At 60.6% G+C, this 25,351-nt stretch carries 20 protein-coding genes; 13 read left to right on the top strand and 7 right to left on the bottom strand.

Annotated elements, in window-relative coordinates:
• Positions 1–6: 6 nt before the first annotated feature.
• The 12 genes from WG907_RS14165 (at position 7) to WG907_RS14110 (ending at position 12,502) form a co-directional block, all read left to right on the top strand.
• The gene (locus WG907_RS14165) at positions 7–1,227 is read left to right on the top strand and encodes an aromatic ring-hydroxylating oxygenase subunit alpha (protein WP_340233769.1); all 1,221 of its coding nucleotides are present in this window, start codon (positions 7–9) and stop codon (positions 1,225–1,227) included.
• A gap of 166 nt (positions 1,228–1,393) precedes the next feature.
• Positions 1,394–1,843 carry a nuclear transport factor 2 family protein gene (locus WG907_RS14160; protein ID WP_340233937.1) on the top strand — a complete coding sequence of 150 codons (450 nt, stop codon included), beginning with the start codon at positions 1,394–1,396 and terminating at the stop codon, positions 1,841–1,843.
• A 29-nt stretch (positions 1,844–1,872) separates the two neighbouring features.
• Positions 1,873–2,637 (top strand): SDR family NAD(P)-dependent oxidoreductase, encoded by a 765-nt coding sequence (locus WG907_RS14155; protein WP_340233767.1) that lies wholly within the window; start codon positions 1,873–1,875, stop codon positions 2,635–2,637.
• A gap of 78 nt (positions 2,638–2,715) precedes the next feature.
• Positions 2,716–3,267, top strand: a complete 552-nt coding sequence (locus WG907_RS14150) for a nuclear transport factor 2 family protein (protein ID WP_340233766.1) — start codon at positions 2,716–2,718, stop codon at positions 3,265–3,267.
• Positions 3,268–3,340: 73 nt separating this feature from the next.
• Positions 3,341–4,324, top strand: a complete 984-nt coding sequence (locus tag WG907_RS14145) for an LLM class flavin-dependent oxidoreductase (RefSeq protein ID WP_340233765.1) — start codon at positions 3,341–3,343, stop codon at positions 4,322–4,324.
• 28 nt (positions 4,325–4,352) lie between these two features.
• A complete protein-coding gene (locus tag WG907_RS14140) occupies positions 4,353–5,270 on the top strand; it encodes a TIGR03620 family F420-dependent LLM class oxidoreductase (RefSeq protein WP_340233764.1) in 918 nt (305 codons plus the stop codon).
• 41 nt (positions 5,271–5,311) lie between these two features.
• Positions 5,312–6,301, top strand: a complete 990-nt coding sequence (locus tag WG907_RS14135; protein ID WP_340233762.1) for an NADP-dependent oxidoreductase — start codon at positions 5,312–5,314, stop codon at positions 6,299–6,301.
• 535 nt (positions 6,302–6,836) lie between these two features.
• Positions 6,837–7,994 (top strand): serine hydrolase domain-containing protein, encoded by a 1,158-nt coding sequence (locus WG907_RS14130; protein WP_340233760.1) that lies wholly within the window; start codon positions 6,837–6,839, stop codon positions 7,992–7,994.
• An 84-nt stretch (positions 7,995–8,078) separates the two neighbouring features.
• Entirely contained in the window at positions 8,079–8,477 is a 399-nt protein-coding gene (locus WG907_RS14125) for a nuclear transport factor 2 family protein (protein ID WP_340233759.1), read from the top strand.
• A 423-nt stretch (positions 8,478–8,900) separates the two neighbouring features.
• The gene (locus WG907_RS14120) at positions 8,901–9,413 is read left to right on the top strand and encodes a nuclear transport factor 2 family protein (RefSeq protein ID WP_340233758.1); all 513 of its coding nucleotides are present in this window, start codon (positions 8,901–8,903) and stop codon (positions 9,411–9,413) included.
• A gap of 101 nt (positions 9,414–9,514) precedes the next feature.
• Complete coding sequence (locus tag WG907_RS14115) at positions 9,515–11,761, top strand: TonB-dependent receptor (protein ID WP_340233757.1); 2,247 nt, start codon at positions 9,515–9,517, stop codon at positions 11,759–11,761.
• Positions 11,762–12,208: 447 nt separating this feature from the next.
• Positions 12,209–12,502: a hypothetical protein gene (locus WG907_RS14110; protein WP_340233755.1), complete on the top strand. Its 294-nt coding sequence runs from the start codon at positions 12,209–12,211 to the stop codon at positions 12,500–12,502.
• Between the two features lie 127 nt (positions 12,503–12,629).
• Here WG907_RS14110 and WG907_RS14105 read toward each other — a convergent pair whose 3' ends face one another.
• The 3 genes from WG907_RS14105 to WG907_RS14095 all read right to left on the bottom strand — a co-directional run bounded on the left by WG907_RS14105 (position 12,630) and on the right by WG907_RS14095 (position 17,149).
• Complete coding sequence (locus WG907_RS14105) at positions 12,630–15,047, bottom strand: TonB-dependent receptor (RefSeq protein WP_340233754.1); 2,418 nt, start codon at positions 15,045–15,047, stop codon at positions 12,630–12,632.
• Positions 15,048–15,252: 205 nt separating this feature from the next.
• Positions 15,253–16,128 carry an alpha/beta hydrolase family protein gene (locus tag WG907_RS14100; RefSeq protein ID WP_340233753.1) on the bottom strand — a complete coding sequence of 292 codons (876 nt, stop codon included), beginning with the start codon at positions 16,126–16,128 and terminating at the stop codon, positions 15,253–15,255.
• A 727-nt stretch (positions 16,129–16,855) separates the two neighbouring features.
• Positions 16,856–17,149, bottom strand: a complete 294-nt coding sequence (locus WG907_RS14095) for a hypothetical protein (RefSeq protein WP_340233752.1) — start codon at positions 17,147–17,149, stop codon at positions 16,856–16,858.
• A gap of 377 nt (positions 17,150–17,526) precedes the next feature.
• Here WG907_RS14095 and WG907_RS14090 point away from each other — a divergent pair, with 377 nt between their 5' ends.
• On the top strand, positions 17,527–19,368 hold the full coding sequence (locus WG907_RS14090; protein ID WP_340233750.1) for a phosphoenolpyruvate carboxykinase (GTP): 1,842 nt from the start codon (positions 17,527–17,529) through the stop codon (positions 19,366–19,368).
• A gap of 48 nt (positions 19,369–19,416) precedes the next feature.
• Here WG907_RS14090 and katG read toward each other — a convergent pair whose 3' ends face one another.
• The 4 genes from katG to WG907_RS14070 all read right to left on the bottom strand — a co-directional run bounded on the left by katG (position 19,417) and on the right by WG907_RS14070 (position 25,185).
• Positions 19,417–21,612, bottom strand: coding sequence for a catalase/peroxidase HPI (gene katG / locus WG907_RS14085; RefSeq protein ID WP_340233748.1), 2,196 nt, complete (start codon positions 21,610–21,612; stop codon positions 19,417–19,419).
• Positions 21,613–22,339: 727 nt separating this feature from the next.
• The gene (locus WG907_RS14080) at positions 22,340–23,734 is read right to left on the bottom strand and encodes an NAD(P)(+) transhydrogenase (Re/Si-specific) subunit beta (protein WP_340233746.1); all 1,395 of its coding nucleotides are present in this window, start codon (positions 23,732–23,734) and stop codon (positions 22,340–22,342) included.
• 4 nt (positions 23,735–23,738) lie between these two features.
• Positions 23,739–24,029: an NAD(P) transhydrogenase subunit alpha part 2 gene (locus WG907_RS14075; RefSeq protein WP_340233744.1), complete on the bottom strand. Its 291-nt coding sequence runs from the start codon at positions 24,027–24,029 to the stop codon at positions 23,739–23,741.
• Positions 24,030–24,042: 13 nt separating this feature from the next.
• On the bottom strand, positions 24,043–25,185 hold the full coding sequence (locus tag WG907_RS14070) for a Re/Si-specific NAD(P)(+) transhydrogenase subunit alpha (RefSeq protein WP_340233742.1): 1,143 nt from the start codon (positions 25,183–25,185) through the stop codon (positions 24,043–24,045).
• Between the last annotated feature and the right edge of the window lie 166 nt (positions 25,186–25,351).

The raw sequence follows: 25,351 nt of genomic DNA, 5'->3' as shown, positions 1-25,351 counted from the left end.
GTTGGGATGATAGGCTTCGAGCATTCCGAAATGCGTGGTCTTTACGACGAGCTCATCGAGCTGGTCGCGGAAAAGAGGCCGACGCTCGCGCCCGATATCTGCAAGGTTCCGGTGAGCGAATATACCGATCGCGATCGTTGGGAGCGGGAGGTTCAGCTGCTGCGGACGACGCCGATGGTGCTGGCATTGTCGAGCGAACTGCCCGAGCCTGGCAGCTACTGGTCGCTGACGCGGCTTGGCGTGCCGCTGCTTCTGGTGCGTCAGAAAACCGGCGAGGCTCGGCTGTTCATCAACGCCTGCCGTCACCGCGGTGCCAAGGTGGTCGAGGAAGGGCAGGGCAATAAGCCGCGCTTCACCTGCGTCTATCATGCCTGGACCTATGGGCAGGACGGACGGCTGCTGGCGCTGCCTGAAAATGCTATCTTCGGAAACGTCGACAAGGCCGATTACGGCCTGACCGAACTGGCGCTCGAAGAGCGCCATGGCCTGATCTGGGCGATCCTGACCCCGGATCTGCCGCTTGATCTCGATGCGTTTCTCGGACCCGAAATGTCGGCCTTGTTGCCCAAGTTCGGCCTTGAACGCTTCAAGGTGGTGAATTTGAAGGAAGTGCCAGCCGCGAACTGGAAACTCGCTTATGAAGGCTATGTCGAAACCTACCATTTCCCCAGCCTCCATGCGCAGAGTTTTGGCAGTTTCGTCATTCCCGGCGTGATCAAGATCGAGGACAAGGGTATCCATGGTGAAATTATTTCACCGGTTTTGGGTATTCAGGAGGAATGCGATCCATCGTCGATCGACGATCTCAAGCGCTTTGTGCAGCGCGGCTTCACGCTTTTTCCGTCCACCTTCTACACCTGTGCCAGCACCAACGCCTTTGCCGGTGAGGAAGAGCGCGAGGGGCCTCCGCTCGAACGCATGTTCATGAACCAGATCCTGCCGGGCAATAATCCCGGGGAGTCGGTGACGATATCGCGAACGGTGGTAAGCGGCGAATTCGAGGGCACGCCGATGGAGAAGGAGGTTCGTGACTGGGCCAGCCTTACCCATCAGGTCGTCATGGACGAAGACTGCCCGGTGGTGAACAGTATCCAGGAGACGGTTCATTCGGGCGCGCAGGAATATTTCACCTTCGGCCGCAACGAGAGCGCCATTCACCACTTCCACCGAAGGTTGCATAGCGCTCTGGGCGACAAACCCCTGGATGAACAGCGCAAGAATCAGTGACAATACTCCGAGGTGTCGGACGTCCGCCCGGTGACCGTTTTACGCAGCGTGTTCGTCGCCGCATGGACCGGTCGCCAGGCGCGACATTTCACGCCACTAGGCAATGACGTCTCATGATCTGGTCTGCTGCTTGTCCGACCCGCAGCATGGGAGAGATGATTTGAACATGGATGAAAAATTGCGGCGGCTGATCGATCGCGAGGAAATCCGCGATCTGGTGAACCGGTTTTCGGCCTATGAAGACCGGCGGATGTGGGACGAGGCGGCCGAATGCTTCACGGAAGACGGCGTGTTCGATGAAACGGCGGTTGATGGCCCGATATCGACGGGCAGGGAGCAGATCAGGGCCTTTTTCAAGGAACAGATTGATGGTGCCATGACCTTCCTAGCCCATTATGCAACCGGTCATGTCATCACCGAACAAGGCGACGATGAGGCGAAAGGTTTCTTCAGCTGTTTCTTCGAGGGCGGATTGCAGGACGGGCGCATCGTGAAAGTCCATGGCTATCTGGATGACACCTACGCCCGGGTCGATGGAAAATGGTTGTTCAAGACCCACAAGGTTGTGCTTTACGGTCCGCGGCAGTTCACCAGGCCGTCCAGCGAGACGGTTTAACGGAAATAAATTTCAGGAGTGGAGCGGGTATGAGAGGATTGCGGGACAAGGTAGCGATCGTGACGGGCGCGGCCTCACCGATCGGGATCGGCTTTGCGACGGCGAAGCGCCTGGCGGAAGAGGGTGCACTGGTCGCGCTGACCGACCTCAATCATGCCGGTGTCGAGGAAAGGGCCGCCGAACTTCGGCAAGCGGGCTATCGCGCGATCGGGATCGCGCATGATGCCGTCGACGAAGCGTCTTGGGAGACTGTTCTCCAGACGACCCGCGATGAACTTGGCCCGCTGGACATATTGGTCAACAACGCCGCCATCGCCATTCAGGCCCATGTCGTCGACATGGAACTGTCCGACTGGCGTCGCCAGCTTGATGTCAATGGCACTACGGCCTTTCTGGGCTGCCGGATCGCGACGCGCGAGTGGCAGTCATCGGGTCGGACCGGCGCGATCGTCAATGTGGCGTCCACCGCATCGCTCGTCGCCGGCGAATATGGCGGCGCCTATTGCGCCAGCAAGGGCGCCGTCCTGATGCTGACCAAGGTGGTGGCGATCGAAAACGCGAAACATGGCATTCGCGTCAATTCGGTGCATCCCGGCTGGACGAAGACTGCGATGCTCGGAGATTCGCTGGACGATCCTGAAGCCCAGACCGCGCAGATCAAGGCGATCATACCCGCCGGGCGACTGGGTGACCCGTCGGAAATGGCGGCGGCGATCGCCTTCCTCGCGTCGGACGATGCGTCTTTCTGCAACGGCACCTCGCTTTTGGTAGATGGCGGGTTGACGGCGCAATGATGGCCGCGAAGGTTGGACAGGGCTGAAATGGCCTTCGACCCGTCGCTAGATTAATAAGTTTATACGGAGAGAATTATTATGGCCAGTGCCTCAGACCCGTTCGCGGAAACATCCTTCGGCCCCAATCGCAAGCGGCCGGCTACGCTCGAGGAGCGGGTGCAACTGATTGAGGATCATGAAGATATTGCGCGGCTGATGTCGCTCTACACCCACTATAATGACGGCGGGTGGGAAGGTCAGGGGCCAAGCCATATGGGTCCGTCCGCTGACCTGTTCACGGAAGATGGCATCTGGGACGACTGCGGCACGATCGGCCAGGCAAAGGGGCGCGAGGCGGTTCGCGCGCTGTTCAATACGCTGCGGGCCACCCCCTATGTGTCGCACAATGTCATGAACCCGCTGATCGATGTGGACGGCGATACCGCGCGGGGACACTGGCATCTGATCGCGCTGTCGAAATGGCCAAACGGCAGGCCGGTCGAAGATAATGACGGACACTGGTCGCTGGCGATCTACAAACTTCAATTCGAGCGCACCGGCGAAGGCTGGCGGATCAAGAATATGACCATCAATCGCGGCCGTGAAATGCCGCAGCGGGGCTATAATGGCCCGCCAAAATGGTCGGTGTAACAATCATATCTAACGGCGTGACTGCGCGCGCATCTGTCGACGCCAGACCATTATCCATCGGGGAGGCAAATTGATGCCGGGCAAATTGACTTTCGGTTACCTCTATGACTTCCGCAATCCGCAGCAGTGGCACAGACCCTGGGAGCAGGTGTATAAGGAGGCCATCGATGTCGCGGTCTGGAGCGAGCAGATCGGCTTCGGGGGCGCCTGGGTGCCCGAACATCATCTTTCGAGCGACGGTTACCTGCCCTCGCCGCTCGCCGTGATTTCGGCGATGGCGACGCGCACCAAGACTATCCGGCTTGGGACATGGATTGCGCTCGCGCCCCTGTATCACCCGACGCGCTTCGCTTCCGATTGTGCGGTGCTCGACATCATCTGCGAGGGGCGGCTCGATATCGGTCTCGGCATCGGATACCGGCCGACGGAATATGCGGCGATGGGCGTCGATTTCACCAAGCGTGGTCGCCTGTTCGACGAGTGGTTGGAGATCGTCACCAAATTATGGGCGGGCGACGCAGTGAATTATGCCGGGCAGCATTATCAGCTTGATGACGTTCGGTTGATGCCGCCAGCCCCGCGCGGCCGTATTCCACTTTACATCGGCGCCTTCGCTCCAAAGGCTATGGACCGGGTGCTCGCTTATGGCGACGGCTATGTCGGGTCCACGGCTGGTGCCGAACTCTATGTCGAAAAGCTTCGCGCGCAGGGCAAGGATGCGAGCGAAGGCAAGGTGCGGCTCGGCGATTTCTACACTCTCGTTGCCGAAGACCCGGAACAGGCGATTGAAGAGCTGGCGCCCCATTTCCTCCACGTCAACAATATGTATGCCGAATGGGGGGGCGAGGCGATGGATTGGATGAGCCTCGAAGATTTCAAGACGTCGGGCAAGTTGCAGATATTGACCCCCGACGCCGCAGTCGCAAAATATAAGGGCTTGCAGGAGCGGATGCCGCTCGACCATGTATGCATGATGATGCCGGCCGGCCTCACTGCCGAAAAATTCAAGCCCTACGCGCAGCTGTTCGCGGACAAGGTGCTGCCGGCGTTCAAATGATGAAGCGCGGTCATACAGGAGTACAGGAATGAATCTCGGCAAGCTTTCGATCTGGACCAGCGTCAATGGGCCCATCGGGTTTTTCGAAGACGAGAAATCCGGCGAACTGGGTCCGGCGACGGCTGAGCGCCTTGCCCGGTTCGCCCGCCGGGTTGAGGAGCTTGGCTATGATTCGATCTGGATGCCCGACGCCTTTGGCCGCGATCCGCTGATTGCGTCTGCCTGGCTGCTGGCCAACACCACCACGCTCAAGGTGGCGACGGGTATCATCAGCATCTATTCGCGCGATCCGATCGCCATGCGCGCGGGTGCCGATGCGCTGAACGAGCAATGGGGCGGGCGCTTCATCCTGGGTCTGGGTGTTTCCCATCGCGAGACCGTCGAAGGCATGCGCGGGCATCATTACGAAAAGCCGATCCCCGCGATGCGCTCCTATCTTGAGGCGATCGCCAAGGCGCCATATTATGCTGTCCCGCCAGCTGAACCGACCACGATCGTTCTGGCCGGTCTGCGCGAGAAGATGATCGAGCTGAGCGGCGAGCAGGCGGACGGCGCGCACAGCTATCTCGTGCCCCCGGAGCATACCGCGCAGGCCCGCGCGATCCTGGGTCCCGACAAGCTGCTCTGCGTGGAGCAGCCGATGGTCCTCGAAACCGACCCTGTGAAGGCGCGGGAGATCGCGCGCGGCGAGGTCGCATTTTATCTCACCCTGCCGAACTATTGCAATTCGTGGAAGGCGCTCGGCTTTACCGTTGAGGATCTCGCCAACGGCGGTTCCGATCATTTCGTCGATTCGCTCGTCGGCTGGGGAGACGAGGCTGCGCTGCGCAAGCGCATCGACGAGCATCTGAGTGCCGGCGCGACGCAGGTCTGCATAAAGCCGCTGGCGCCAGCGGGCGGCGGCGCGGATATGCGCATCATCGAAATGCTTGCACCTGCCGCCTGACGGCGTCGGCCAACAAATATAATAGATAGGGAGTGTTGCCAGTGCGCGCAGTGACCGCTGATTTCGTCAACAAAGCCGGTTCCCCCCGTATTTCGGAAGTGGACCAGCCTACCATAGCGGACGGGGAGCTTCTGGTGCGCATGTCCTATGGCGGGATGAACGCCGCGGACTGGCAATATGCGCAAGGGATGGTGACGACCATGGCCGAGGGCAATCTCAACATCCTGGGCTTTGAGGGGTCGGGCGTGGTCGAGCGTGTCGCGCCCGACGTCACGACTTTTCGTGCAGGTGACCGTGTGATGTTCGCGCGAAGCCGGGCGACCGGGGATACGGGGACGTTCGCGGATTATGTCGCGTTCCCCGCCAATCTGGCGCGCCGGGTCCCGGACTGGATGTCGATGGAAGATGCAGGCGCCACGCCGATCTGTTTCCTGACATCCTACATCTCGCTGTTCGCCGATGATCTGGGCAATGGGAAGCCGGGCCAGAAGATATTGATCCATGGCGGCTCGGGGGGCGTGGGCAGCTTTGCCATTCAGCTTGCCAAATATGGCGGGCTGTTCGTGGCCGCGACGGGCAGGGCGGTCAACAAGGACTATATGATCGGGATGGGGGCGGACCACGCCATCGACTATACCGACCCGGACAAGAGCATCGTCGCCCAGACGCGCGAATGGGCGCCAGAAGGCGTCGACATCGTGTTCGATGCGGTGCGGCAAAATACGCTGCCCAATGCGCTCGACGCGTTGAAGCCGGGCGGAACGCTGGTCAGCATATCGACCGGGCTCGACACCAGCAATCTGGACGAGCAGATGCTTGCGTCGCAGGCGCTTGGATTTAAGCATGTACGGTGTTTTGCCCATTGGCCCGAACGGATCGACAAGACGCCGTTTTCCAACATTCTGGAGCAGCAGGCTATTCGTATCCCGCCGGTCGAGGTGGTGGAACTCGCCGATCTTCAGTCCGCGATAGAGCGGCTGCGGAATGGACATAATCGAGGCAAACTCGTCTTGAACATGACAGGCGGATGACGTTGGTCGACGCGACGCGACGAGGCCGGGCTCGCATAGGGCTATCTCGGAATTGGCAGTCTGTTGCGTCGAAACGAACCATCGCAGATCTCCCGGGCGCGAGCAGTCAGCGGTCCGATGAACAAGGCATGGCGATCAGGGCGCTGGATATTGCAGCGCGCCTGCGCCAGCTGCCAAGCGGCGGCTTTTGCTTTCGGCTGGCGGCGGGCAAGGCGCGCGCCCGGAGCGGCGATGGTGGCATGCTCCGGGATGAAAACGATCGCATCGTTCGATCCGTACGAAATATCGCACGACCCTACAGGCGGGCCAGACCAAGCGTTGACGCGACATCGAACATGGTCAAGGGATTTGCCCGGGGCCGGTACGGAGAATGGCGATATCTGTTCGGCCCGATCGCCAGCATGACAGTTCGACTAGGACGGTTTTCGTACTAATCCGTATTGGACGTGATCGGGAGCCGGACCCATGAACAATGTTCGCGAAGGTCGGGTATGCGGGCCGATTTCGGGCGCGTGCTAAAAAGTCAGGAGCAGCGATGAGTGTGGAAATAAGGGCCGTAGACGTTCAGGGGACCGTGGCCTCCGGCTATGAGAGCGTCCGCGCAGCTTTCGAGGATAATTTGGCCTCGGGGCAGGACATCGGAGCAGCATTCGCCGTTTATAGAGACGGCGCCGCATTGGTCGATCTGTGGGGCGGAACGCGTGTGGAAGATCGATCCGTCAGCATTACGGATCGCACTGTTTTCGGCGTCAATTCGACGAGCAAGGGCGTAGCGTCGATCTGTATCGCAATGCTGGTCGACCAAGGCAAGCTGGATTATGAAACCCCTGTCTCGACCTATTGGCCGGAATTCGCGGCGCATGGCAAGTCGGCTGTTACGGTTGGTGAAATGATGTCGCACCAGGCTGGTCTGGTCGGAGCGCGCGAGCCGGTGACGCTGGACGATTATATCACCCATGACGGCGTCGCCGCCCTGCTCGCCGCGCAGGAGCCCTTCTTCCGTCCGGGACTATGGGGCTATCATGCGCTGACCATCGGCACCCTGACCGACGAGCTCGTCCGCCGCGTCGATGGCCGGACCATGGCCGACTTCTATAAGGAAGAGATTGCTTCGAAAATCGGCATCGACGTCTTTCTGGGGCTGCCGATCGAGGAAGATGATCGCTATGCGGAGATGTTCGGTCAGCAGGACGCCCCCGCCGCCGATTTGGATGTACCGAATCCCGAAGCCATGGCGGCTGCGCTGGCCAATCCGATAATCGTCTGGGACTTCCCCAATCAACGCTATTGGCGCGCGGCGGGGCATTCTTCGGCAGCCGCGACTGCGAGCGCGCGCGGCCTGGCAAAGCTCTATGCGAATCTGGTCGGTGACGACCGGCAGGACCAGCCAAGGCTGCTGAGCAAGGGGGTGCTGGAACAGGCGATCCGCGAGCGCATTGCCGGCGTCGATCAGGCCATGGGTGGCCCTGGGCGTTATGCCGCCGGTTTCCGTCTCAATGACGGCGCGGCGGGGCCAAATCCGGCGTCGTTCGGCCATCCGGGCTTTGGCGGCAGCGTGGCTTTTGCCGATCCGGCGCTCCGGATCGGGGTCGCCTATGTGACCAACACGATGCGCAATCCCGGCCCTGACTGGATCGACCCGCGGGTTGCCGCCTTGCTGAAGGCGCTCTATGCAGCCGAAGCGGCTCGGTAATAGTCTCGATCTTGCCTGCCAAGGCCGATCGCGTCCGCACGCACCTTGGAGAACTCATCCTCTTGTCGGAATAGGGAGAAGCCGATGTCGATCACGCAAATGAATGTTTCCGGAGCGAAAGCCTTTCTGGAAGCGATGAGCAAAGGGGATGTCAACGCCGTCCAAGCTCTGGCATCGGACAAGTTCGACTATTGGGTTGCGGGAAGCACCTCGATGTCTGGATCCCGCTCTATGACTGAGCTGACGGCGGCCATGCCCGACTTTGCCCAATGCTTCCCGGACGGCCTGCGGATGAGCGTGACGGGCATAACCGCAGAGCTTCAGCGGGTTGCCGTGGAGGCGGTCAGCCACGGCACCACGGCGGATGGCAAGACTTACCAGAATGACTATCATTTCCTGTTCGAGTTCGATCAGGCCGGCAAGATCACCAAGGTGCGCGAATATATGGATACCGCGCATGTTGCCGACGTTTTTGCAGGGTGAATAATCTCGTTTATCAGAGATGCAGGACATCGCTTCATCCGATAGCCATGGAATATGCACCCGAGTGATGCGTCATCGCACAGGTTTCTAGGCAAAGCATCGGGTCCGTCCTGGTAGCCAGCCAGCCCAGTTTGCTTTATGATCTTTAGCAACGGGTTCTGGAATCCAGAAAAAAAGGACGGCCGTTCTATTGACAGATGGCGCTGTCACGTGGATGGTGAAATGCAAAGGCGCCGTGGCGAAGCGGCCGAATAAGCCGGGGAATGGGGAGTGAGCATGGCTGCTGGAAAAGGTGCAGATCATTTCTGCGTTTATGGCGATGCGCAAGATTGCCTCGCTAGATAGGCGGCTCATTCGCCAAAAATCCAAGTCCCCGTATGACGAATGGCAGTGAATAGCTGTCCATCTGGGAGAGAGAGCTGAATGGACGCGTTGGATCGCCTGCTGGCCATCGAAGGGGTCAAGCAATGCAAGGCCAAATATGCCTATTGCGTGGACACCAAGGATTGGGACGGCTTTAGCGCGCTGTTCACCGACGATGCCGCGTTCGACGAAACCGACGCTATGACCGCGCGCCACCCCAGGACTGGCGAGTGGGTTCGTACGGGTAGCGAATTCAGTCTGGAACTGCTCCAGTCGGTCGAAAACGGGATTGCCTGGCCGGTCATCGGGGCCAAGAATATCGCAGAGTGCGCCAGGAATATGGCCGAACATAATGTCCTTGTGCACAAACTTTTCAACCCGACGATCGAGATACTGACGGAATCGACGGCGAAGGCGATCTGGCCTTTCGAGGATGAGGTTTACTTCTCGGAAGGCCAGCCAATGAGATATATGAATGGCATGGGCCACTATCATGAAACCTATGAAAAAAAGGGTGATAGCTGGCTGATAAAGACGATGAAGTTGAGCAGAACGCTGGTGCGTGCCCGCTGAACGAGCGTCATTTAGTAAGGGGGATCTCATCTCCGGTCGCTGCCGACCGCCATGTCCATGATGAGATTAAAATGAAAACTAGATCTAAAGGGAGGAATATCATGAAAAAAATGGGACCAATTGCAGTGGTGCTTGGGGGATTGCTGGCTTCGACGAGTTACGCCCAGACCCCGACCACGACGCCCGCCCAAGGGAGCGAGGCGACAAGCGGCGCCGCTGATATCGTCGTCACCGCGCAGCGCAGGTCGGAAAAGTTGCAGGACACCCCGATCGCGGTGACCGCAGTGACGGCTGACACCGTCCAGAAGCTTGGCCTGGCCAAGATCTCCGATATTGCGACAGTGACGCCGGGCGCGAATTTCACCGTCAGCGCAGGCTTCTTCTCACCCAATATTCGCGGACTTGGCGTGGCGTTCACGGCCGCAGGCTTGGAAAGCCCGGTTGCGGTTTATGAAGATGGCGCTTATCTGACGAACACCGTCGGCGTGAACGAACTTCTCGACAATTTCGACATCAGCAGCATCCAGGTGCTCCGCGGTCCGCAGGGCACACTATATGGCCGCAATTCGTCCGCCGGTGTCATCATCATCAACAGCGCTGATCCCACCGACAAGTTCGAGGGACGCGTGCGCGGCGAGATCGGCAATATCGATCACCAGCAGTTGGACGCCGTGATCAACCTGCCACTGGGCCAGGATCTCGCGCTGCGCGCCAGCGCCGGCTACAAGCATAATGGCGGCTTTATCCATAATGTGACGACGAACAGCGACAATGGTTGGGAAAAAAATTATCATGTAAGGGCCAAGCTGCGCTGGAATCCTGAAAATGTCGACATCATACTCGGTGGCGAATATTACGATCTTAGCAGCACCGTGACGCGTACGGGTACTTTGGGCCTTAAGGACTCAACGTGTCTGGGCTGCGTTATCGCGCCTGCTGCTATCGATACTACGCTCGGTTTCTACGAGCAGCAAAATCAATCCTATGCGCCGCATGCTCGTACCAAATTCTACGGCGCCAACCTCAAGATGAATTTTGATTTCGGCAACTTCGACCTGACGAGCACGACGACTTACCGCCATCAATCGACCCGCCACAATGGCGGCGATACGGATATGACGCCCCTGCTGTTGTTCGAATATGTCGGCGCGGACGTCGGCGGCAAAACATTCTCGCAGGATTTTCAGGTTGCCTCGAAGCTGGACGGCCGGTTTCAATATTTGTTCGGCGTGAGCTATCTGAACGACAAGCGTCATTTCCGGGCGGCTTTTATTACCTCTACATCGCTCCCCGCCCTGTCGGACAGCACCACGGATGGCTTCCTGAACGAGGGGAGCACAAATTCCTACGCCGCCTTCCTGGAGGCCTATTATAAGCTTACCGACGAAATCAAGGTGACGGTTGGCGGACGCTATACCTATGACGAGCGCGGCATGAAAGGGTCGGCCTATGGCTTCCCATGGGGCGTGGATCTGCGGACTACGCAGCGTGCGTTCACGCCGCGTTTCGTGCTGGCGTGGGATAATGGGCCGACCAACATCTATTACAGCTTCACGCGGGGCTTCAAGGCGGGCGGCTTTAACGATTCGCAGCTTGTACCCACTCCCCCGGTCCAGCCGGAAAAGATCAGCAGTCACGAGATCGGCATCAAGCAATCGATGCTGGATAACCGGGTTCACCTGAACGCGGCGGCCTTCTACTTCAAGAACAAGGGGCTGCAAGCGCAGACGCTCCGTGACGTCACGCAGGGTGGTTCTGTCACCCAGAGTGCGAATCTCGAAAATTACGGTATCGAGGTTGAGGCACAGATTCTTCCGACGGATGGTCTGACCTTCGGCATTACCGGCGCCTGGCAACATCCGCGGTACAAGCCGTTCGACGGCGTCATCGGGCTGGCATGCGTCAGCGGGTTTGGAATGGCCAACTGTGATCCCAATCGCACCAATCCCGATGGTTCGCCCAATCCCAATTACGATCCGGTAACAAACCTTACCGGCACGGCGCCGCCGCAGGCCCCGTCATGGTCGGGATCGTTCAGCGCCAATTATGAATTCGCTGTCGGCGCATGGGCGGCCTCGCTTTCGGGTCTCGCGACGTACCGCTCCTCGATCAACTTCCAGCCCGGCGCTGGCGGTGATTTGCGGTATGATCGGGACGGGAAGCGGTTCCTCGCCAATGCGTCGGGCTATATCAGCCCTCCCGGTATGGACCTGCGCATCGGCTTCTATGTGAATAATCTGTTCGACAAGAAATATGTCACTCGCCGGCAAACGCTTGTGCCTTTTGGCACCTCCTACAATGCCGGCATGCCGCGTACATATGGTCTGCGGATGGAGTATTCATTCTAAAGACCTCGCTTGGGCTATAAAGTCGGCCCTACCACCCTGTGGATATCTGAGCCCTTTGGGTATCCACAGGGAATGAGGCTCAATGCCGTGCTGGGGTCGCCAGCGGAGGACCTTCTGAAAGATGTGGGCACCTCCAAAACTCTCGCATTTGGTCGCCTGATCTGATTCATTGTGCTTGACAGGACGCAGCGATGCGGCAGCCTGTAATGTTCGGATCATCTGAAGCCGCTTTCGGCGCATGGCAACCCGCTGGAGGAACCAGGCCGCGTTATCGGCTTCGAGACATTCCACCCGGTTCTGTTTCAGCGCTGGCCTATGGTGACGGGGGCCAAGGTGGGCTGCCCGCCCTACGACCCTGTGGCGATTCAAGGTGCTGGTCCTGGCTGCACAGAACAACGCTGCCGATGTTCGGATGGAGCATCTGATTGGTGACCCGCTGAGCTGGTTGTGATTCCTCGGCTTCGATTTTGGCGCACCGATGCCAATACGTTCCGACTGTTTTGCAAGAAGCTGACCGAAGCGGGCGCGCTCGACGCGGTGTTCGCCGACTTTGGTCGGCAGCTCAAGGAGCGCGGCTATAACGCTGCCAAATCGAAGGTCCGTGCCCGCGTCGAATATGTGTTCGCCCGGCAGAGAGACCAGATGGGGCTTTTCATCCGCATCATCGGCACCAAACGCGCCGAAGCCAGGATCAGCCTCGCCAATGTCGCCTACAACATGCGCCGCCTGATCTTCCGATGACGGGATAGCTGGAAATCAACCAAAAGCCCGCCACTATCGGGGCCAAGGCGGTTCGTGATCGGTACAAATCCGACGCCGCAGAGCTTGCTACCCCGATCGGGGTAGCAGGCTCCGTACGATGCTCGGGCTATTGTCCGAAGGCGACGGTGACGCGAAGCATGATTTCCCGTCCCCGATTGAGAACGGCGTAGCCGTCTGCCGCCGGCCCGCCGGCGACGGTGCCGGAGGCACCCCCTGTAAAGCCCAGTTGCTGTCCGCCGGCCCAATAGAATTTATTGGTCAAATTGCGACCGATCAGCGCGACCTCCCAGGAATCCTTGGCTTCGGCAATCCGCGCCGTGGCGTCGATCAGGGCGCGCTTGGGTGAGAACAGCGCGGGAGTCAGCGAAGCGTCGGTCGGCGAACCGCCGGCGAACGTGATGTCGGCGGAAAGGCCGAGCTTGAGGGCCGCGCCAAGCGGGGTTTCATAGCTTGCGCCCGCATTCCCCGACCATTCAGGCGCATTAATGAGTTGCCGCCCCGCCAGATCCTGATTGTTGCCAATCTCACCAGGCAGAATCGGGCGGGAAATGCCGTTACCCACCGCCCGGAAATTGCAGCCCTGCGCCTGCGATTGACCCCGCCAGCATGGTCCATAATAGCTAAGATAATTCGCCTTGTTATAGCTTAGCGCGCCCCTGAGCGTCAGTCCTTCGATCGGGCTGCGATAGTTCAGGTCGAACTCGACGCCTTTGGTCCGCACGCCGCCGGCGTTCCGGATCGAGCCTACGCCGGCGCCATTGAAGGCCGTAATCTGGAGTCCGGTAACCTTATAATTGAAGAGCGACAGATTGGTGCGCAACGCTCCATCAAGCAACAATGCTTTCACACCGCCTTCAAATCCCTTGATCTTCTGCGGGTCATAATTGAGCGGGAGGCCTGGGATTCCGCCGCTGCCATTGAAACCGCCCGACAGAAAGCCGCGCTTGTACGATCCGAACAGGGTCAACTGCTCCGTGGGCCGGTAGGTGGCGGTAAGTTCCGGTGAGAAATCGTTGAACGAAGCCTGTTTCACCGGTGTTGCGAATGGCACCATCGGATTGGTGCGCGAACCGGACAGATCCACCATGAATGCCGGAAGGCTCTTCTTTTCGTGCGAATAGCGTCCGCCTGCCGACAGTTCGAGCTGCGGGGTCACGTCGAAGCGGGCCTGGGCAAACCCTGAATAGGCGACACCGTCCTGAACAACGAAAAATTGCGATATTTCGGCCGGATTGCTTTGGTTAATAAAGGCGTGCTGGCCAACCGATGACCGCGTGTCCGAGTATATCCCGCCGACAGTGAAGTTCAGTGGCCCGTCAAAGTGGCTGTTTGCACGAAGTTCCTGCGAAATCTCTCTGTTGTTGTAAAAATAGTAAGACGCGAGCGCCGGCAGACCGAAGCTGAAGCCGAATTGCAGGAATGGCACGACGGGATAGCGCGAAAAATGCTCAGCCGTCGCAAATTTGCTCTTGTAGAAGCCCGTCACCGAAGTCAGGTCGATCGAATCGCTGAGCTTGTAGTTCAGTTCCAGCCCTGCAAGGATCTGTTCTTGCGCCGCCCGAGTATGACCGTCGCCGAATTTCGGTTCATAGGGCGTGAAAACGGTGCTGATATTATCGGTGCGTTCGTTTCGGTTGTTGGCTTTGCAGTCGCTGACGATCCCCGGAAACTGCGTGGATCCAAAAGGGCAGTTGACGATCTGCGCATTTTCGGCAGGACCGGCACCCTTGGCCTTGCCATAGGAAACTTTGAGACGAGCGGTGAAGGCGTCGGTCGGCTCGAACTTCAAAGTTCCACGCAAGGCGATTTCACGATTGCGCGGACCATAACGATGGAAGGGCGGGCTGATGCTGTTGGCAGGCACGTCGTTCTTCACCCAGCCGCGCAGATCCGAACCATAGATGGCGAGCCGCGCGCCGAGCGTGTCGGTCAGCGGGCCGGAAACAAAGCCTTCGCCGCGCCACTCCTGTGCGTTGAACTCATAACCGACCGAAGCCTTGGCCTGGAAATTCGGCGTCGGGTCGGCGGTGCGGATCGAAATGATGCCGGCGGGGCTGTTTTTGCCAAAGAACAGCGACTGGGGTCCCTTGAGCACCTCGATCTGCTGAAGATCCATGAAAGCCAGTCGGCGCACGCTCGACTTCGCCACTTGGACACCGTCGATGTTGAACGACACCGCCTGATCGCCCAGCGGGTTGGTGTCGGGGCCGGACACGCCGCGCAGCGCGATGGTGCCGCCCTGGGAGGCTCCGCCGGAGCCCAATATCGTCAGACCGGGAACCAGCTGGGCAACCGCGTCGGCGCTGCTGATCCCGCGCCGCGTCAGTTCCGCTCCGCTGACTGCCGTCAGCACGACGGGAACCGCGATCGACGTTTCGTCCCGCCTGCGCGCTGTGACGATGATATCATCGGTAGACGCAGCAGCGCGCGCATTGGTGCGGTCCTGAGCCTCGGCAACGCTCGGCGCCAGGGCAGCGAGCGCGGATGTGGCGAACAGAGCCGTCCTCATGGCAGAATTAGTCATAGCGATCCCCTCCTTTTATATATTCTGTAAGATAAGCGGACGGAAGCCTGACAGTCAATGAATATTTGTACTATATTATGAGAAAATTCATATCGTCGATATTTTTACTTTTAATCGCGCAAACAGAATACTAAAAGACGTAAATACGTCTCACTAAAAAAATAATTACTCATTATAATATCGAGACATGGACTTTACTTATCAATTAAAATCCTGATTTTGTCCTTAGCCATTTGATCATCAGTCGAGCAAGTGCGATACGCTTGGTGAGAATGCTGTGGTCGCTGTCGAGTATGACTTCGTCGAACCCGCGGACACCTGCATCGCGCATCGCCTTCGCGATCGGCCTGTGGGCCTCTTCAAGCGGTGAAACAGCGTCCCGCATCGCGCCGACGAGGAGCATATTTTTCTCGACCAGGCGGGGCGCCTGAAACACAGGACTCATGCGGTCGTTTTCAGCCGGCGTCATGGCATTCATAGTGGCGGCAACGTCGACCCGGCCGGCCGTCCGGGCCTTCACTGGCTCAAGGCTGGCTATGAATTCAGGGAGCAGCGGAGCGGACCTGTTCGCGGGTGCCACCGCGATGACCGACTGGATAAGCGGATCTTCGGCGCAGGCGGCGATGCTGACGTTGCCGCCGCCGCCGCTCAATCCCATCACCGCGATCCGGGCCGTATCGGTTCGCCAGGCATGGCCCAGTGGCGTCCGGATGTCGCCGCTCGCGGTCGACCGGACATAGGCCGCGGCCGCGAGCAGATCGTCGATCGAACCGGTCAGGGTGTAGACGTGCTCATTGTCCCACATGCCGCGCGGATGAAAGGTCATCACATTGATCCCGGCCGTCATCAGCGGAATGATGACGCTTTCCAGACGATCGCCGCCGAACATTTGTGGGCTGAGAATGACGGTTCCTCTTTGATCGCGCCCTTGCGCGATCCAGACCGTGGCATGGACGACGGAACCGTGGCTGATGAAATGGGTGACAAATTGTTCGGGCGGAAAATCAGGGTCCAGAATGCAAGGATCGCAAACCGTCGAGTCCAGTATAGACCGTGGATCAAACGCCTCATTTCCGTTCATTTATGTAGTCCTCTCGCGGGGTTGGGGCACTCTCGCGGGGTTGGGGCAAGGCCGAACTGTCGCTCCAGCAGTGCGGGTATCCGCGCCGTCATGCCGAAGGTCGCCGTCGGCGCGAGCGAACTGGCAGTGGATATTCGCTAAGCAACCCTTTGTGAGTCCAGAGATAGGCTAGAAAATTCCAGGAGGAGACGCGGGCTTCTTGGTTGTGCTGCGCCGTAATCTCCCGTGGCTGTTCCTCCGGAAACTGTCATTTTCCAACCCCTAAGCACGTCCGCAGCAGCAGCAGCTTTTCCAATGTCGCCCAAGCGAGGGATGCCGAGCAATCCTGCGTGGTTAAGGTTGAGAACATTCCCAAGTCCCTCCGGAACAGTGGCGCGGACCCTCCTGACAATATGGGCGAATCGAACTCAATCGAATAATTCTAACGATGTTCATGAGCGCCGCTCATTCCGTGTCGTGGGGTACGCCGGCCCAGAGAATCGCCGTCATGTAGAAAGCGGACCGATCATGGCTGACGCAGACTCGTCGGGACACAGGCACCAAGTACCGACCCGACAGGTCATCGGCTACCGATACCACTCGGGATGTCGAGGAGTATGCCATAACTCAGAAATGGTTGTTCGCCCACCCCTAGACACCGGGCCGGAAGCAAGGCCTGCACCGCGACGGACGCAATATTATGCGATTCACGCCCCAGGAAGCCACTATCGCCTCCCTTGAGCCCTCGTCAGACCCGCTCACCGGACAAAGAACCACTGCCGAACATGCCAAGTTCCACCGTACCGGTCAGCTCATCTCCTTCGACAATTATGTCGAACTTCAAGTCGAGCGGCATGGGTTTTGAAACCCGGGTAATCCAATGCAGCTTATTGCCGCTTACCGTCCCGCGGACCTCTTCCGATCCCATCGGACTTTCGACCACCCCGGTCAGCACGCCATCTTTTTCCAGCAGCCGAGCCGTAGCCTCTTGCGGCCCCAGCGGGGTTGCGAGGGTGATCTTCCAGTTGCCTGTGGCAGACATGCCGATTTCTCCTGTTTTGCGACCAAAGGCCAATTTGGGACCAAAAGACGGTGCAGCGTGCGCGACGCTATGTCGCATCGCACGCATAGCCGCGCGCGTTAACGCACACCATACCCCAGCGACTATCGCTCGGCGCCGCAACTATTCCGAGAAAGATCTACGCCAGAACCGGGCGCGGGGTTATTCTGAACTGGCGCGTAACATTCCTTTTTAATATTCTCGCGCTCGCTTCAACATGCTGGCGAGTGATCGGAGTGACAAAAACGCGTGGCGGATTGTGAAAGAATGGCTATTGGAAGCTGGAATGCCATTCTACGATACGCGGCCGCTTTCCGGGACTCGGGGGGCCAGGCGGCGGCATATAGGAAAGAAGTTGGATGAGTGACTTAAGGGGAATGACGGCTGAGGCGACCGTGCAGGAGGGCGCCGCCGCGCCCACAACGCACGAGGCGCTGACGGCCTGGGTGGCGGAGATCGCCGCACTGACGAAGCCGGATGCGATCCAGTGGTGCGACGGATCGGACGCGGAATGGCAGGAACTGACCGGCGCGCTGGTCGATTCGGGCACGTTGACCCCGCTGGACCCCGCCAAGCGCCCGAACAGCTTCTATGCACGATCCGATCCGCGCGACGTCGCGCGGGTTGAAAGCCGCACCTTCATCTGTTCGGAGCGCGAAAGCGATGCCGGCCCGACCAATAACTGGCGTGATCCAAAGGATACGCGCGACACGATGGCGGGCCTGTTCGACGGCTGCATGCGCGGCCGGACCATGTATGTCATTCCCTTCTGCATGGGGCCGATCGGATCGGACAATAGCGCGATCGGGGTCGAGATCACCGACAGCGCCTATGTCGTCCTGTCCATGCGGGTCATGACGCGCATGGGCACGCCCGCGCTCGAAGCGCTGGGCGAGGACGGGTTCTTCGTCCGCTGCGTCCATTCGGTCGGTGCGCCACTTGCCCCCGGCGAGGCCGATGTGTCGTGGCCCTGTAATGACGACAAATGGATCGTCCATTATCCCGAAACGCGCGAAATCTGGTCCTATGGTTCGGGCTATGGCGGCAATGCGCTGCTCGGCAAGAAATGCTTCGCCCTGCGGATCGCCAGCGTCATGGCGCGCGACGAGGGCTGGCTGGCCGAACATATGCTGATCCTCAAGCTGACTTCGCCCGCGGGCAGCACCCATTATATCGCGGCGGCCTTCCCGTCCGCCTGCGGCAAGACCAATATGGCTATGCTCGAACCGACCATCCCAGGATGGAAGGCGGAGACTGTGGGCGATGACATCGCCTGGATGCGCTTTGGCAAGGATGGGCGGCTCTATGCGGTCAATCCTGAGTCGGGCTTTTTCGGCGTCGCACCGGGCACCAGCCCATCGACCAACCGCAACGCGATCGAAACGCTGCATTCCAACGCCATCTACACCAACACCGCCCTGACCAGCGATGGCGATATTTGGTGGGAAGGGCTGACCAAATTGCCCCCCGCCGATTTGATCGACTGGCAGGGACAGCCCTATGACCCGGCGAGCGGCAAGCCCGCCGCGCATCCCAATGCGCGCTTTGCCGTGCCGGCGGAGCAATGCCCATCCATTGCGCCGGAATGGGATTCGCCCGAGGGCGTGCCGATTTCCGCCATCCTGTTCGGTGGACGGCGCGCCACGGCGGTGCCGCTCGTGACGGAAGCCAATAGCTGGAACCATGGCGTTTACCTTGCCGCGAATATCGCGTCGGAAGGCACGGCGGCGGCGGAAAATGCGGTCGGGGCGCTGCGCCGCGATCCGTTCGCGATGCTGCCCTTCTGCGGCTATAACATGGCCGACTATATCGGGCATTGGGTGCGCATCGGCGCATCGGCGGACAGCGATGCCGCACAATTGCCGCGCCTCTATCTCGTCAACTGGTTCCGCAAGGATGCGAACGGCAAATTCCTGTGGCCTGGCTTTGGCGACAATGCCCGCGTGCTCAAATGGATCGTTGAACGGTGCGAGGGTACGGCGGAAGCCGTGGATTCGCCGATCGGCCGCATTCCCACCCGGGAGGCGCTCGATCTCGACGGATTGTCACTGGGCGACGCGGCAATCGCCGAACTGCTGAACGTAGATCCGGCGATCTGGCGGCAGGAAGCACAGGGCAATGCCCGCGATCTGGAAAAACTCGGCAACTTGCCGCCTGCGATCTGGGAAGAGCAAAAGGCGCTGGAACAGCGCCTCGCCTGATCATGGGGCGGGACGGCCAGACGACCGCCCCGCCCTTAACGTCTCGGCTCAAGCTGCCAGATCGAAGCGGTCTGCGTCCATCACCTTCGTCCATGCGGCAACAAAGTCCATGACGAACGCTGTGCCGGCGTCGGCGGCGGCATAGACTTCCGACAAGGCGCGCAGTTGCGAGTTGGCGCCGAACACCAGATCGGTGCGGGTGGCGGTCCATTTCTCCTCACCCGTGCTGCGGCAGGTGCCGACGAACACCTCATCGCCGTGACCGTCGACTTCCTTCCATGCGGTTCCCATGTCGAGCAGATTCACGAAATAGTCGTTCGTGAGCTGGCCCGGCCGGTCCGTCAGCACGCCGTGCGACGAACCGCCATGGTTCGCACCGATCACCCGGAGCCCGCCGACCAGCACCGCCATTTCCGGCCCGCTCAGGCCCAATAGCTGCGCCCGGTCGATCAGCAACTCTTCGGTCGGCACGCTGAAGCGCACCGAGAGATAGTTGCGGAAGCCATCGGCCTTGGGTTCGAGCGGAGCGAAGCCTTCCGCATCGGTTTGCTCCGGGGATGCGTCGGCCCGGCCCGAGGTGAAGGGCACCGTCACCTCATGGCCCGCGGCCCTTGCCGCCTGCTCGACGCCCACGGCGCCGCCCAGCACGATCAGGTCGGCGATGCTGACGCTTCCCGCGAAACCGGCTTTGATGCCCTCATAGATGGCGAGCACTCCGGCCAGTTCCTCCGGTTCGTTGACGGCCCAGTCCTTTTGCGGGGCAAGGCGGATGCGCGCGCCATTTGCGCCACCGCGCTTGTCGGAGCCCCGGAAGGTGGACGCGGACGCCCAGGCGGTTTTGACGAGCTGGCTCACCGAAAGGCCTGAAGCCGCGATTTTCGCCCGAAGCGTCGCGACGTCGGCATCGGTCAGGGGCTGCCCGGCGGAGATCGGGTCCTGCCAGATCAGATCTTCGGCCGGCACGTCGGGTCCGAGATAGCGGGGCTTTGGCCCCATATCGCGGTGCGTCAGTTTAAACCAGGCACGGGCGAAGGCGTCGGCGAAACGGGCCGGATCGGCGCGGAACGTCTCCATCACCGCGCGATAGGCCGGGTCCATCTTCAGCGCCATGTCAGCGGTGGTCATCATCGTCGGCACCTTGCGGTGCGGGCTGTGCGCTCCGGGTGCAAGCGTTTCTTCCGGGTTGCCGACTGGCTGCCACTGATGCGCGCCAGCCGGACTCTTGACCAGTTCATACTCATGGTCGAGCAGCATGGCGAAAAAGCTCATGTCCCAACTCGTCGGGGTAGGGGTCCATGACCCTTCGATACCGCTGGTGATCGTATGATCGCCCATGCCACTTTCATGGGTCGAGGCCCAGCCCAGGCCCTGCGCGGCGATATCCGCGCCCTCCGGTTCGACGCCGACCAGCGATGCGTCGCCCGCGCCGTGCGCCTTGCCGAACGTATGCCCGCCGGCGGTCAGTGCCACCGTCTCCTCATCGTTCATGCCCATGCGGGCGAACGTCTCGCGCATGTCGCGCCCCGATCCCAGCGGATTGGGGCAACCGCCCGGCCCTTCGGGATTGACGTAGATAAGCCCCATCTGGATGGCGGCGAGGGGGTTTTCGAGCGCGCGGCCGGACTCTTCCTCGATCCGCGTCTGGCCGAGCCATTCCTCTTCCGTGCCCCAGTAAATGTCCTTCGCCGGCTCGAACACGTCCTCTCGCCCGCCGCCGAAGCCGAACACCGGCCCGCCCATCGATTCGATCGCGACATTGCCGGCCAGGATCATGAGGTCCGCCCAGCTCAGCTTGCGGCCATATTTCTGCTTGATCGGCCACAGCAGCCGGCGTGCCTTGTCGAGATTGCCATTGTCCGGCCAGCTGTTGAGCGGGGCGAAGCGCTGCGAGCCGGACGATGCGCCGCCGCGCCCGTCGCCGGTGCGATAGGTGCCGGCGCTGTGCCAGGCCATGCGGATGAAGAAGGGGCCATAATGGCCATAATCGGCCGGCCACCAAGGCTGGCTATCGGTCATCAGCACGGTCAGGTCCGCCTTGACGGCGGCAAGATCGAGCGAGCGAAACGCGGCGGCATAATCGAAATCGTCGCCTAGCGGGCTGCCGGTAGTGCCATGCTGCCTGAGAATATCGAGCGACAACTGGTTGGGCCACCAGTCCCGGTTGGTGCGGCCAAGCAAGGACCGTAGTGCGGCGGGTTCCTTGGCCGGGTCGCTCAAGGGGCTGCCGTTCGTTTTTCCATCCATGATCAGTCACTCCACTCCGGGGTTATCAGCCGGGAATAGGCCCGGTCGGTCCACTTTGGAAACGAACTGCCTTGATCAGAGAAAATGCGAGAATCGATCAAGGCTGCGTTGGTCGACATGGAACAGGATGCGACCGGTTCCGTAGCTGCACCGTCGCTCCCTTTGTCACGGGTGACACTTTACCCCCGGGCAAACTGTCACCCGTGACAGATTCCGCGGAGGACGAGGCATTGGCGGTCTGGAGCCGATCGGAACTGGCCTTCCTACTGGAATTGCGCGAAGAACCGGGCACAGTTGCGGCCATCAAGGAAATATCCTCCTGACGCCCACTGCTTGATCGAGACGATCGTTACCGTTCCCTGGCCCACGCCGGGGTCTGGGAGTGCCAAAGACCTACGCCTAGAGGTTTTGGCTTCGGGATTCGCCGGAGAACCAAGTGATCCAACCTGATCTGATTGCACGTTAATGGCGGCGATCAGCTTCGATCATCTGCCCGAACGACGGGATGTGACAAGGACACTCCCAATCACCGCTGGGACGAGGGGACATGGCTGTTGCACGCCGGCGGGGCAGGGGAGGTGCCTCGTCCGCATCGGCCGGTGACAGCGCGGCCCGTGCATCATGCGGTCTATGTGCTTTGACGAAGCGGGGAGGCGCATCGGCTCATCCGAAAACGATAAGGCCCGCCATATAGGCGGGCCTTGAATATATAGCGATGGAGAAGGGCTTAGTGGAACCCGCCGCCGCCGCCCGCCAGTTCCTTGGCGATGGCGCCGACCATCTCCTTGGCGTCGCCGAACAGCATCTGGGTGTTGGCGTTATAGTAGATCGGGTTGTCGATGCCCGCGAACCCTGCGTTCATCGACCGCTTGATGACGAACACCGATCTGGCGCGGTCGGCCTCGATGATCGGCATGCCCGCGATCGCGCTGTTGGGATCATCGCGCGCCGACGGGTTGATCGTGTCGTTCGCGCCGATGATGAGCGCGACGTCGGTCTGCGGCAGTTCGGGGTTGATGTCGTCCAGCTCGACCAGCTGCTCATAGGGCACATTGGCCTCGGCCAGCAGCACGTTCATATGGCCGGGCATGCGGCCCGCCACCGGATGGATCGCGAACTTCACGTCGACGCCCTTCTTGGTGAGTGCCTGGTAGAGTTCGGACACCTTGTGCTGCGCCTGCGCCACGGCCATGCCATAGCCAGGGATGATGACGACGCTGGCGGCATTTTCCAGTTGCAGCGCGGCTTCCTCGGCCGAAGCCGAACGGACCACGCGATCATCCTTGCCGCCCGCCGCACTGGCGACGCTGGCGCCAAAGCCACCGAACATGACGTTGGCGAAGCTGCGGTTCATCGCCTTGCACATGATGAGCGCGAGGATGAAGCCCGATGCGCCGTCGAGCGCGCCGGCGACGATCAGCAGCTTGTTGCCGAGCGCGAAACCCATGGCCGAAGCGGCAAGGCCCGCATAGCTGTTGAGCAGCGCGATGACGGTGGGCATGTCCGCGCCGCCGATCGGGATCACCAGCAGCACGCCGAAGAGCAGGGCGAGGGCGACGAACACCGGGAATAACGCGGTTTGGGTCGGGTCGAGCGCGAGGCTCGCGCCGAGGGCGACGGTCGCGAGCGCGATCAGGCCGTTCACGATGCGCTGACCGGGGAATACGATCGCCTTGGTCGGCATGATTTCCTGAAGCTTGCCGAACGCGACCACCGAAGCGGTGCAGGTCAGGAAGCCCAGCAGCATTTCGAACATCAGCGCCCACAGCACGAAGCCGCCGGCATATTCGGCATGGGCGTGCTTATAATATTCGGCCGCGCCGATCAGGCCGACGGCGAGCGCGCCGAAGGCGTGGGAGATGGCGGTACGCTGAGGGATGGCCGTCATCGGCATCAGCAGCGCCATCGGAATACCGGCGGCCGCACCGGCGACCATGGCGATGATGATGAGGTCGTAGCTGACGACCTCATGGCTGACGAGCGCGCCGATGATGGCGATGACCATACCGGCCTCGCCCGCGCGCACACCGCGCCGGGCGGTGGTTGGGTGGCTCATCCACATCAGCGACAGGATGAACAAAGCGGAGGCGGCGATCGCCGCGAAGGGAACGAAAGCGTTCATAGGATCAGCCCTCCTTCCGCTTGAACATTTTGAGCATGCGGTCGGTGATCATGAAGCCCGAAACGAGGTTCACGGTCGCGCAGAACACGGCGATGAAACCCAGCGTCTTGGCGAGCGGGGTCGCGCCCTCTTCGCCGGTGATGGCGATGGCGCCCACGACCACCACGGCCGCGATCGCGTTGGTCAGCGACATCAGTGGTGAATGGAGCAGAGGGGAAACCTTCTTGATCAGCTGGAAGCCGAGGAAGGCGGCAAGGATGAAGACGAACAGATAGTCCGGATTGAGAGCGCTCACGATTTTTCCCCCTTCAGGCCGTTTGGTTCTGCGCAAAACGCGAATGGACGATCTGTCCGCCTCGCGTCAGCGTCACCGCTTCGACCAGCATGTCGTCGGCGGGCATGGCGAGCGCCTTGTCCGCCTTGTTCCAATAGGCTTCGATGAAATTATAGCAGTTGCGCGCGAACAGGTTCGACGCGTCGACCGCGAGGCGCGCCGCGCCGTTGGTCAGGCCGATGATCAGCACGCCATGGCGTTCCACCATGTCGCCTGCGACCACGCCTTCGACGTTGCCGCCATTTTCCGACGCGAGATCGACGATCACGCTGCCCGGCCGCATCGTCGCGATCTGGGCGTCGCTGACGAGGCGCGGAGCAGGGCGGCCGGGAATCAGCGCGGTCGTGACGACGATATCCTGATTGGTGATATGGCTGGAAACGAGAGCGGCCTGCCGCGTGCGATAGGCTTCGCTCATCTCGCCGGCATAGCCGCCGGCCGCCTTGGTCACTTCGTCGCCTTCGCCAATTTCCTCGAAGATCGGCTTGGCGCCAAGCGACTGGATCTGTTCGCGCACTTCGGGCCGCACGTCGGTGGCCGACACGATCGCCCCGAGCCGGCGCGCGGTCGCGATCGCCTGCAAACCGGCGACGCCTACGCCCATGACGAACGCCTTGGCTGCCGGGATCGAACCCGCCGCCGTGGTCATCATCGGCAGGCAGCGGTTGAGTTCGGTCGCCGCGCGCACCACCGCATGATAGCCGGCGAGATTCGCCTGGCTGGACAATATGTCCATCGACTGCGCGCGCGTCGTGCGGGGCAGCAGTTCAAGCGCCATCGCCTCGACGCCGATCGCCGCATAAGCGTCCAGCCGCGCCGGATCGGCATAGGGCGAAAGCCCGCCGATCAGCTTCGTGCCAGGGCGGATTCCGGCAAGATCGCCGGGGGCTGGCGGCCGCACCGCCAGGATGATGTCGGCGCTCGACAATATGTCGGCACGCGCCACGACAGACGCACCAGCGCCCTCATAGGCGGCGTCCGAAAAGCCCGCGCCACGGCCGGCGTCCGATTCGACTAGAATCGACAGGCCAAGTTTTACGAAGCGTGACACGTTCACGGGCGTCGTCGCCACGCGATGTTCGCCCGGTGCCCTTTCCTGCAAAATGCCGATTTTCACTGCATCTCCCCTCTATTGCATGCGGGTCGTCCTGCCGCGCTGCGGCAATGACAGATTCTGCTTTTCTAGCTGGCCCTTAATAGGTCTGTTATCCGAGGATGCAAGGAGTAGTAAAGCCTATTTTGGACGATTATGAGAAATAATGTGCGTGTAATAGGGGGCCGCG

This window comes from Sphingobium fluminis, assembly GCF_037723805.1.
Lineage (GTDB): Bacteria > Pseudomonadota > Alphaproteobacteria > Sphingomonadales > Sphingomonadaceae > Sphingobium.
Note: the sequence above shows the minus strand (reverse complement) of the source record. Positions and strands in the feature narration are given on the sequence as shown.

Excerpts from the sequence above, each read along its gene's own strand:
- WG907_RS14165 (WP_340233769.1), top strand. The coding sequence starts at position 7 with ATGATAGGCTTCGAGCATTCCGAAATGCGTGGTCTTTACGACGAGCTC.
- WG907_RS14160 (WP_340233937.1), top strand. The coding sequence starts at position 1,394 with ATGGATGAAAAATTGCGGCGGCTGATCGATCGCGAGGAAATCCGCGAT.
- WG907_RS14155 (WP_340233767.1), top strand. The coding sequence starts at position 1,873 with ATGAGAGGATTGCGGGACAAGGTAGCGATCGTGACGGGCGCGGCCTCA.
- WG907_RS14150 (WP_340233766.1), top strand. The coding sequence starts at position 2,716 with ATGGCCAGTGCCTCAGACCCGTTCGCGGAAACATCCTTCGGCCCCAAT.
- WG907_RS14145 (WP_340233765.1), top strand. The coding sequence starts at position 3,341 with ATGCCGGGCAAATTGACTTTCGGTTACCTCTATGACTTCCGCAATCCG.
- WG907_RS14140 (WP_340233764.1), top strand. The coding sequence starts at position 4,353 with ATGAATCTCGGCAAGCTTTCGATCTGGACCAGCGTCAATGGGCCCATC.
- WG907_RS14130 (WP_340233760.1), top strand. The coding sequence starts at position 6,837 with ATGAGTGTGGAAATAAGGGCCGTAGACGTTCAGGGGACCGTGGCCTCC.
- WG907_RS14125 (WP_340233759.1), top strand. The coding sequence starts at position 8,079 with ATGTCGATCACGCAAATGAATGTTTCCGGAGCGAAAGCCTTTCTGGAA.
- WG907_RS14120 (WP_340233758.1), top strand. The coding sequence starts at position 8,901 with ATGGACGCGTTGGATCGCCTGCTGGCCATCGAAGGGGTCAAGCAATGC.
- WG907_RS14115 (WP_340233757.1), top strand. The coding sequence starts at position 9,515 with ATGAAAAAAATGGGACCAATTGCAGTGGTGCTTGGGGGATTGCTGGCT.
- WG907_RS14105 (WP_340233754.1), bottom strand. The coding sequence starts at position 15,047 with ATGACTAATTCTGCCATGAGGACGGCTCTGTTCGCCACATCCGCGCTC.
- WG907_RS14100 (WP_340233753.1), bottom strand. The coding sequence starts at position 16,128 with ATGAACGGAAATGAGGCGTTTGATCCACGGTCTATACTGGACTCGACG.
- WG907_RS14095 (WP_340233752.1), bottom strand. The coding sequence starts at position 17,149 with ATGTCTGCCACAGGCAACTGGAAGATCACCCTCGCAACCCCGCTGGGG.
- WG907_RS14090 (WP_340233750.1), top strand. The coding sequence starts at position 17,527 with ATGAGTGACTTAAGGGGAATGACGGCTGAGGCGACCGTGCAGGAGGGC.
- katG (WP_340233748.1), bottom strand. The coding sequence starts at position 21,612 with ATGGATGGAAAAACGAACGGCAGCCCCTTGAGCGACCCGGCCAAGGAA.
- WG907_RS14080 (WP_340233746.1), bottom strand. The coding sequence starts at position 23,734 with ATGAACGCTTTCGTTCCCTTCGCGGCGATCGCCGCCTCCGCTTTGTTC.